The following is a 9,217-nucleotide window of genomic DNA, read 5'->3' as shown; positions in this document are numbered from 1 at the left end:
GAGCCCGCCTCCCTGCCCCCACCCCAAAAACACAAAAACCAACAACCCGCCCCCCGCCCCCCCCCCCGGGGGGGGGGGGGGGGGGCCCCCCCGCCCCCCCGGGGGGGGGGGCCCCCCACCTCACCGGGGAATCAGCTGCCTTCGGTGATCTGCGGGGCGGGCTCGCTCTTGTAGCCGGCCGGGCCGAAGTTCTTCGTCACGGCCGCCTCCCAGGCGCCGTCCGAGGCCATCTTCTTGAGCGCGGCGTTGATCTTGGTCTGGAGTTCCTTGTCGCCCTTCTTCAGACCGATGCCGTAGTTCTCGTTGCTCAGGCTCAGCCCGGTCAGCTTGAACTTGCCCTTGTTCTTCTCCTGCGCGGCGAAACCGGCCAGGATCGAGTTGTCCGTGGTCAGCGCGTCGACGGTCTTGTTCTCCAGACCGGTCAGGCACTCCGAGTAGCCCTGGAGCTCCAGGAGGTCCGCCTCGGGGGCCAGCGTCTTCTTGACGTTCTGCGCCGAGGTGGAGCCGGTGACCGAGCAGAGCTTCTTCTTGTTCAGGTCCTCGGCCTTGGTGATGGTGCTCTCGTCGGCGCGGACCAGCAGGTCCTGGTGGGCGAGGAAGTACGGGCCGGCGAAGTCGACCTTCTCCTTGCGCTTGTCGGTGATCGAGTAGCTCGCGACGATGAACTTCACGTCACCGTTGGCGATGAGGGTCTCGCGCTGGGCGCTGATCGCCTGCTTGAACTCGATCTGGTCCGGCTGGTAGCCGAGCTCCTTGGCCACGTACGTCGCGACGTCGACGTCGAAACCGGTGAACGTGCCCTCGGGGGTCTTCAGGCCCACGCCCGGCTGGTCGAACTTGATGCCGATGACGACCTTGTCCTTCTTGGCGCCACCGGTCTCGCCGCCCTCGGCCTTGCCGCTGGTGCTGCTACCGCCACAGGCGGTCGCGGTCAGGGCCAGGGCGACGACGGCGGCCGCGACCGCACCGGTCTTGAAAACCTTCATGGTGAACTTCCCTCGGATGAGACGGTGTGGGACGACGAGCGACGAATGCGGCGAGACGCACCGCCTACGGGAACGGCCCCGGCGGTCGTCCGTCCTGTGGAACGGGAGCGACCGCCGGGCCGGGCCCTCAGTGGTGCAGGATCTTCGACAGGAAGTCCTTGGCGCGGTCACTGCGCGGGTTGCTGAAGAACTGCTCGGGCGTGGCCTGTTCGACGATCTTCCCGTCGGCCATGAAGACGACCCGGTTGGCCGCGGAGCGGGCGAAGCCCATCTCGTGCGTGACCACGACCATCGTCATGCCCTCCCGGGCGAGCTGCTGCATGACCTCCAGCACCTCGTTGATCATCTCCGGGTCGAGCGCCGAGGTGGGCTCGTCGAAGAGCATCACCTTCGGGTCCATGGCCAGCGCGCGGGCGATGGCCACGCGCTGCTGCTGGCCGCCCGAGAGCTGCGCCGGGTACTTGTCGGCCTGCGAGCCCACGCCCACCCGGTCCAGCAGCGACCGCGCCTTCTCCAGCGCCGCCGCCTGCTCCGTCCTGCGGACCTTGAGCTGGCCCAGCATCACGTTCTGCAGCACCGTCTTGTGCGCGAACAGGTTGAACGACTGGAAGACCATGCCGACATCGGCGCGCAGCCGGGCCAGCTCCTTGCCCTCCGAGGGCAGCTCCCGGCCGTCGACCGTGATGGTGCCCGAGTCGATCGTCTCCAGGCGGTTGATGGTCCGGCACAGCGTGGACTTGCCCGATCCCGAGGGACCGATCACGACGACGACCTCACCGCGGGCAATGCTCAGATCGATGTCCTGAAGCACGTGCAGCGCGCCGAAGTGCTTGTTGACGTCGCTCAGTACGACCAGGCCGTCCGCGGCACCGGCCGCGTCCTGCACGTCCTTGGTCACTGATACTCCGCTCATCGGCTTCTTGCTCCGTCCTCCTCGGTTGGGAGGACAGTAGTGACGAGGTGGGGACACCGTCACCACATCTGAGGGAGAATTGAGGATAACGATCCGGCCTCGCCCGGATACGTTCCGTACCTGCGACCCCTGTGCTCGTACCGGGTGGATAACGGAAGCCGCACCGGGCCCCGACCCCCTTGACGTGGGAGTCCGTATCGGCGTGGATGCAAGGTGGCCGGGAACGAACGGGCCGCAGGACGCCCGGGGAACGCCGGCGCGACCACGAGCGCGACGAGACACGGGCACGAGCGCGACGAGAAGAAGCCAAGAAGCGCAAGAAGTCGGCAAGCAACGACAAGCAAGAAGCAACGACGAGCAAGAACGGGAAGGGGACGCCGTGAGACTGCTGCTGGTCGAGGACGACGACCACGTCGCCGCCGCCCTGTCCGCGATCCTCGCCCGGCACGGTTTCCAGGTGACCCACGCCCGCAGCGGCGAGGAGGCCCTGCGGGCGCTGCTGCCGGCCTCCGCCCCGCCCTTCGGGGTCGTCCTCCTCGACCTCGGCCTGCCCGACCAGGACGGCTACGAGGTCTGCGGCAAGATCCGCAAGCGCACCACCACCCCCGTGATCATGGTGACCGCGCGGGCCGACGTGCGCTCCCGCATCCACGGCCTGAACATGGGCGCCGACGACTACGTCGTCAAGCCCTACGACACCGGCGAACTCCTCGCCCGCATCCACGCCGTCGCCCGCCGCACCGGCCCCTCCGAGGAGGCCGCGGCCGCCGGGACCGGCACGCCCGCCCTGGTCCGGCTCGGCCCCGTCAGCATCGAACTGCCCACCCGCCGGGTCAGCGTGCACGGCTGCGACGTGCCCCTGACCCGCAAGGAGTTCGACCTGCTGGCCCTGCTCGCCCAGCGGCCCGGCGTCGTCTTCCGCCGGGAGCAGATCATCAGCGAGGTGTGGCGCACCAGCTGGGAGGGGACCGGGCGCACCCTCGAAGTCCACGTCGCCTCGCTGCGCTCCAAGCTCGCGCTGCCCGCCCTCATCGAGACCGTCCGGGGGGTGGGCTACCGGCTCGTCACCCCGGCCGCCCGCTAGCGGTCCCGCCGTGCGCGCCCGGCTGCTCCCGCTGCTCGTCGTCCTGATGGCGGGTGCCCTGCTCGCGCTCGGTCTCCCGCTCGCCGTGAGCCTGGCCGCCGGACAGCAGCAGCACGTGGTGGTCGACCGGATCGACGACAGCGCCCGCTTCGCCGCCCTCGCCCAGTTCGTCGTCGACGCCGAGGGCTCCGGCGGGGCCGGCGCGGACGAGCGCCGCCAGACCCTCCAGCTCGAACTCGCCCGCTACCAGGAGCTGTACGGCATCCGCGTCGGCATCTTCTACCGCGACGACAACGCCATGGTCCGCTCTCCCGGCTGGTGGGGGCTGCCCGACGACGGGCAGGCCCGGCGCGCCTTCAAGGACGCGCTGGCCGGGCGGCGCAGCCACGACCCGCCCCAGGTGTGGCCCTGGCAGACCCAGGGCCGGCTCCTCGTCGCCTCACCGGTCGTCCTCGACGGGGACGTGGTCGCGGTCGTCGCCACCGAGTCGCCGACCGACCTGATGCGCGGCCGGATCCTGGAGGGCTGGCTGCTGATCGCGGGCGGGCTCGCCGCCGCCATGCTCGTCGCCTTCGGCGCCGCCCTGCGGCTCACGAGCTGGGTGCTCAAACCCGTACGGACCCTGGACGCCGCCGCCCACGGCATCGCCACCGGCCGGATGAACTCCCGGGTCGCCGCCTCCGGGGGGCCACCGGAACTGCGCCGCCTGGCCCGTTCGTTCAACGAGATGGCCGACAACGTGGAAGAGGTGCTGGAACAGCAGCGGGCGTTCGTGGCGGACGCCTCCCACCAGCTGCGCAACCCGCTCGCCGCGCTGCTCCTGCGGATCGAACTGCTCGCCCTCGAACTGCCCGAGGGCAACGAGGAGATCGCCTCCGTGCGCACCGAGGGCAAACGCCTCGCCCAGGTCCTGGACGACCTGCTGGACCTGGCGCTGGCCGAGCACGCCAGTGCTGAGATCAGCCTCACCGACATCGGGGCGCTGGCCGCCGAGCGGGTCGCCGCCTGGCGCCCGTACGCCGAGGAGAAGGGCGTCCGGCTCACCGCGACGGGCCGGGCCGCCGTCACGGGCTGGGCCGACCCCATCGCCCTCTCCAGCGCGCTCGACGCCGTGATCGACAACGCCCTCAAGTTCACCCCCGCCGGGGAGGAGGTCGAGGTCGCCGTCTCGGCGGCCGGGCGGTGCGCGCGCGTCGTCGTCGCCGACCGGGGACCCGGGCTGACCAAGGAGGAGCTGCTCCGCGTCGGCGACCGGTTCTGGCGCAGCGGCCGGCACCAGAACGTCCGGGGCTCCGGGCTCGGCCTCTCGATCTCCCGCGCCCTGCTCACCGCGGGCGGCGGCTCCCTCGCGTACGGGACGAACCCGCCGCACGGGCTGCGCGTGACGGTGTCCGTCCCGCGCACCGGCCCGCACGCCTCCTGACCCCGGGCCGGCCGGGGCGGAGCGTGCGCGCGCCTCGTCCACGGGCCGGAGTCCGGGCCCGTCCCCGCCGCCCGCACACTGGAACCCCCGACCCCTCCCCGGAGCCGCCGACGTGACCACGCACCGCCCCGACCCGCCCGCCCCGAGGGCGGCGGCCACCGGCCCGACGGTGGCGATCGACATCGGCGGCACGAAGATCGCCGGAGCCCTGGTCGGTCCCGGCGGCACGATGACGGCCACGGTCCGCCGCCCGACCCCGCGCACCACCGACGCCGAGGGGGTGATGGCGGCGGTCGCGGAGGTCGTCGCCGTCCTCGCCGCGGACCCGGCCTGGCCCTCGGCGGTCCGCTGCGGCATCGGCAGCGCGGGCCCGGTGGACACCGCCCGGGGCACGGTCAGCCCGGTCAACATCGGGGCGTGGCGGCGGTTCCCGGTCCGGGACCGGGTGGCGGCGGAGCTGGCCCGCCACGGCGCCACCCTCCCCACCGTCCTCGTGGGCGACGGCGTGGCCATGACGGCGGCGGAACACTGGCTGGGCGCGGCCCGGGGCCACGCCAACGCCCTCTGTCTGGTGGTCTCCACGGGCGTCGGCGGCGGCCTCGTCCTGGACAACCGGCTCCACACCGGCCCCACCGGCAACGCGGGGCACATCGGCCACATCAGTGTGGACTTCGACGGCGAGCCCTGCGCCTGCGGAGGCCACGGCTGCGTGGAGTCCCTGGCCTCCGGCACGGCCATCGCCCGCTGGGCCCTCGCCCACGGCTGGACCCCGGCGGACGACCCCACGGCGGCGGGCGTGGCCGCCTCGGCCCGGACGGGCGACCCGGTGGCCCTGGCCGCCTTCGACCGGGCCGGCCGCGCCCTGGCCGCCGCCGTCGCGGCCACCGCGACCCTCGTGGAGACCGACATCGCGGTCATCGGCGGCGGGGTCGCCGCCGCCGGGGAGACCCTCTTCGGTCCGGTCCGCGCCCACCTCGGACGCTATGCCGCGCTCTCCTTCGTCCAGGGGCTCCGGGTGGTCCCGGCGGCCCTGGGCACGGACGCGGGCCTGATCGGCGCCGCCGCCTCGGCGGCCGTGCTCCTGCCCGGCGGGTGACCCCGGAGGCCGGCGGCCCGGTGATCCGGCGGCCCGGCCGTCAGGGCTTGACCGACCGGTAGTAGCGGCGCGCGCCCTCGTGCAGCTCCAGCGGATCGGTGTAGATCGCCGTCCGCAGGTCCACCAGCTGCGCCGCGTGCACCTCGTCCCCGATGCCGTCCCGGCTCAGGATCACCGTCCGCGTGAACCGTTCCGTCAGCTCGTCCCCGGTGTCCTCCCGCGTCACCAGCAGGTTCGGGACGGCCAGCGTCGCCACGGCCGAGGTGTTGCGCGCCCAGGTGTACGCGTCCTGCGGCATCACCGCCGCCCGGTAGTAGCGCGCCGGGCCCCCGCCCGCCTGCAGCGGCTCGACCAGGTCACCGAGTTGCACGAGCCGTATCGCGAACCGCTCCGACAGCTCGCGCACCGCGCTCGTGGGCAGGCCGCCGGACCAGAAGAACGCGTCGATCCGCCCGGCCTCCAGCTCGGCCGGCACGGTGTCGATGCCGAGGGAGACCGGGGTGACGTCCGCGGCCGGGTCCAGCCCCGCCGCCGTCAGCAGCCGCTCCGAGATGAGCCGCACCCCCGACCCGCTCTGCCCGACCGCCACCCGCTTCCCGCGCAGGTCCCGTACCGACTGCACCGGGGACCCGGCGGGCACCACCAGCTGGATGTAGTCGTCGTAGAGCCGCGCGCAGCCGCGCAGCCGCTCGGCGCCGGGCTTGCGGTCGAGCTGGTACTGGGCGACCGCGTCCGCCGTCGCCACGGTGAAGTCCGCCTCCCCGGCGGCCACCCGCCGCAGGTTCTGCTGCGAACCCTCGCTGGTCTCCAGCCGGACGGCGACCTCCGGCATCTCCCGCGCGAGCGCCTGCTCCAGCAGCTCGCCGTACCGGTGGTAGACCCCCGTACGCACCCCCGTGCTGAAGGTCAGCGCGCCCTCGGGCCCGGGAGCCCCCAAGGGGCTCAGCCACCACAGCAGCGCCCCGAGCGCGGCCACCACGGCCACCAGGGCCCGCAGGGCACGGCGCCCGCCGCCCCGGGGTGTCCGGGGCATCCTGGATGTCCCGGACGGCCGGGGAGGGGCGAGAGGCATGGCGGCGATCCTGCCACCCGCCCGCCCTCCTGTCACGGCCCGGACGCCTGCGGGAACGGAGGGCCGCCGGCTACCGCCTACCCTTGTTCCATGACCAGCAGCAGCGACCGGAGCCGGGCAGTGGACCTTAAGGGAACTTACGAGGTGCGCACCTACGGGTGCCAGATGAACGTGCACGACTCCGAGCGGCTGTCCGGTCTGCTGGAGGACGCGGGCTACGTCCGCGCACCCGAGGGCTCCGACGGCGACGCCGACGTGGTGGTCTTCAACACCTGCGCCGTCCGTGAGAACGCCGACAACAAGCTGTACGGCAACCTCGGCCGGCTCGCCCCGATGAAGACCAGGCGCCCCGGCATGCAGATCGCCGTCGGCGGCTGCCTGGCGCAGAAGGACCGCGACACGATCGTCAAGCGGGCCCCCTGGGTCGATGTCGTCTTCGGTACGCACAACATCGGCAAGCTGCCCGTCCTGCTGGAGCGCGCCCGCGTCCAGGAGGAGGCGCAGATCGAGATCGCCGAGTCGCTGGAGGCGTTCCCCTCCACGCTGCCGACCCGGCGCGAGTCCGCCTACGCGGCCTGGGTCTCGATCTCCGTCGGCTGCAACAACACCTGCACCTTCTGCATCGTCCCGGCGCTGCGCGGCAAGGAGGAGGACCGCCGCCCCGGCGACATCCTCGCCGAGGTGGAGGCCCTGGTCGCCGAGGGCGTCTGCGAGATCACCCTGCTCGGCCAGAACGTCAACGCCTACGGCTCCGACCTCGGCGACCGGGAGGCGTTCAGCAAGCTGCTGCGGGCCTGCGGGCAGATCGAGGGCCTGGAGCGGGTCCGCTTCACCTCCCCGCACCCGCGCGACTTCACGGACGACGTGATCGCGGCGATGGCCGAGACCCCGAACGTGATGCCGCAGCTGCACATGCCGCTCCAGTCCGGTTCGGACACGGTCCTGCGGGCGATGCGCCGCTCGTACCGGCAGGAGCGTTTCCTCGGGATCATCGAGAAGGTGCGCGCCTCCATCCCGCACGCCGCGATCTCCACGGACATCATCGTCGGCTTCCCCGGCGAGACCGAGGAGGACTTCCAGCAGACCATGCACGCCGTGCGCGAGGCCCGCTTCGCGAACGCGTTCACCTTCCAGTACTCCAAGCGGCCCGGCACCCCCGCCGCCGACATGGACGGGCAGATCCCCAAGGAGGTCGTCCAGGACCGCTACATGCGCCTGGTCGCCCTCCAGGAGGAGATCTCCTGGGAGGAGAACAAGAAGCAGGTCGGCCGCATGCTGGAGGTCATGGTCGCGGAGGGCGAGGGACGCAAGGACGGCGCCACCGCCCGCCTCTCGGGCCGCGCCCCCGACAACCGCCTGGTGCACTTCACCAAGCCGCAGGCCGAGGTCCGCCCGGGTGACGTGGTCACCGTGGACATCACCTACGCCGCCCCGCACCACCTGCTGGCCGAGGGCCCGACCCTGTCCGTGCGCCGCACCCGCGCCGGGGACGCCTGGGAGAAGCGCAACGCCGCCCCGGCCCAGCCGGCCGGGGTGATGCTCGGCATCCCGACCCTCGGCGTCCCGGCCCCGCTCCCGGTCACGACGGGCGGCTGCGCGGCGCCCGCGTCCTGACCCCCGCCGCCCGTCCCGGACCCGTCCCGGCCCGCCGCCCGTCCCGGCCCGGACCCGGTCCGTGGTCCGGGCCGCGGGCCCGGGGCCGGCCGGGTGAGGCCGCCCCGGTCCACGGGCTCCGGGCGCTTGTGCCGCGTCGGGCGATGTTCTCCCGTCGAGGAGCGGCGTCCGGTGCGTGGTCCCGGTGCGGCGGGAGTGCGTGCCGGACGCCGCGACGGGGCGAACGTCGCCCGGCGCGGCGCTAGGCTGCGGATCATGCTCGTAGCCGCCGCTGTCTGCCCCGCCCCACCGCTGCTCGTGCCGGAGGTCGCCGCGGGCGCCGCCGCCGAACTCGCCGCGGCCCGTACCGCCTGCTCCGACGCGCTCGCGGTCCTCGCCGCCTCCCGCCCCGACCTGCTGGTCGTGGTCGGCGCCGCCGACCCGGACCATCAGGGCCCCTACCCGCAGGGCTCCCGCGGAAGCTTCCGGGGCTTCGGCGCGGAGACCGGCGTCCACCTGGGGGAGCCGGGCCCCGTCCAGCTCGGGGAGGGCGAGGAGGGGCCGCGCCTGCTGCCCGCCCCGCTCGCCGTGGGCGCCTGGCTGCTGCACCACGCGCGCTGGGGTTCCGCGCCCGTGGAGGGGTTCGGGGCCGGGGAGGCGCTGGAGACCGCGCGGTGCCTGGAGGCGGGCCGGGAACTCGCCGCGCGCGCGGACCGCGTCGCGCTGCTCGTGATGGGTGACGGCAGCGCCTGCCGGAGCCTGAAGGCCCCCGGCTACCTCGACGACCGCGCCGCCGCCTTCGACGCCGCCGCCGCCCGCGCCCTGGGCTCCGCGGACACCGCCGCCCTCGCCGCCCTGGAGCCCGTGCTCGCCCACGAGCTCAAGGCCGCGGGCCGGGCCCCCTGGCAGGTCCTGGCGGGCGCCGCAGAGGGCGCGGGGCTCGGCGGCCGGCTGCTGTACGAGGACGCCCCGTACGGGGTCGGCTACTTCGTCGCCACCTGGTCCTGACCGGTCCTGGGGGGGGGGGGGGGGGGGGGGCCCCCCCCCCCC

Annotated in this window: 8 protein-coding genes; 5 read left to right on the top strand and 3 right to left on the bottom strand. The window is 73.7% G+C overall.

The genetic code is table 11. The features are described 5' to 3' along the window. Positions 1–131 precede the first annotated feature (131 nt). Positions 132–986, bottom strand: a complete 855-nt coding sequence (locus ACIA5F_RS21095; RefSeq protein WP_399355144.1) for a glutamate ABC transporter substrate-binding protein — start codon at positions 984–986, stop codon at positions 132–134. A gap of 127 nt (positions 987–1,113) precedes the next feature. Then, positions 1,114–1,899, bottom strand: coding sequence for an amino acid ABC transporter ATP-binding protein (locus ACIA5F_RS21090; RefSeq protein WP_399355142.1), 786 nt, complete (start codon positions 1,897–1,899; stop codon positions 1,114–1,116). A gap of 379 nt (positions 1,900–2,278) precedes the next feature. On the opposite strand from ACIA5F_RS21090, the gene ACIA5F_RS21085 reads away from it, so the two are divergent. The 3 genes from ACIA5F_RS21085 to ACIA5F_RS21075 all read left to right on the top strand — a co-directional run bounded on the left by ACIA5F_RS21085 (position 2,279) and on the right by ACIA5F_RS21075 (position 5,502). Then, a complete protein-coding gene (locus ACIA5F_RS21085; RefSeq protein WP_399355140.1) occupies positions 2,279–2,983 on the top strand; it encodes a response regulator transcription factor in 705 nt (234 codons plus the stop codon). Positions 2,984–2,993: 10 nt separating this feature from the next. Then, complete coding sequence (locus ACIA5F_RS21080; RefSeq protein ID WP_399355138.1) at positions 2,994–4,406, top strand: ATP-binding protein; 1,413 nt, start codon at positions 2,994–2,996, stop codon at positions 4,404–4,406. A 112-nt stretch (positions 4,407–4,518) separates the two neighbouring features. Then, positions 4,519–5,502, top strand: a complete 984-nt coding sequence (locus tag ACIA5F_RS21075; RefSeq protein ID WP_399355136.1) for an ROK family protein — start codon at positions 4,519–4,521, stop codon at positions 5,500–5,502. A gap of 40 nt (positions 5,503–5,542) precedes the next feature. Here the strand turns inward: ACIA5F_RS21075 and ACIA5F_RS21070 are convergent, their stop codons facing one another. Next, the gene (locus ACIA5F_RS21070; RefSeq protein ID WP_399355134.1) at positions 5,543–6,535 is read right to left on the bottom strand and encodes a TAXI family TRAP transporter solute-binding subunit; all 993 of its coding nucleotides are present in this window, start codon (positions 6,533–6,535) and stop codon (positions 5,543–5,545) included. 129 nt (positions 6,536–6,664) lie between these two features. Between ACIA5F_RS21070 and miaB the strand changes: the two genes are divergently transcribed. Next, complete coding sequence (miaB, locus tag ACIA5F_RS21065) at positions 6,665–8,188, top strand: tRNA (N6-isopentenyl adenosine(37)-C2)-methylthiotransferase MiaB (RefSeq protein WP_399355132.1); 1,524 nt, start codon at positions 6,665–6,667, stop codon at positions 8,186–8,188. Positions 8,189–8,443: 255 nt separating this feature from the next. Beyond that, positions 8,444–9,175, top strand: a complete 732-nt coding sequence (locus ACIA5F_RS21060; RefSeq protein WP_399355130.1) for a hypothetical protein — start codon at positions 8,444–8,446, stop codon at positions 9,173–9,175. The last annotated feature ends 42 nt before the right edge of the window (positions 9,176–9,217 follow it).

This window comes from Streptomyces sp. NPDC051567 (assembly GCF_044454165.1).
GTDB lineage: Bacteria > Actinomycetota > Actinomycetes > Streptomycetales > Streptomycetaceae > Streptomyces.
Note: the sequence above shows the minus strand (reverse complement) of the source record. Positions and strands in the feature narration are given on the sequence as shown.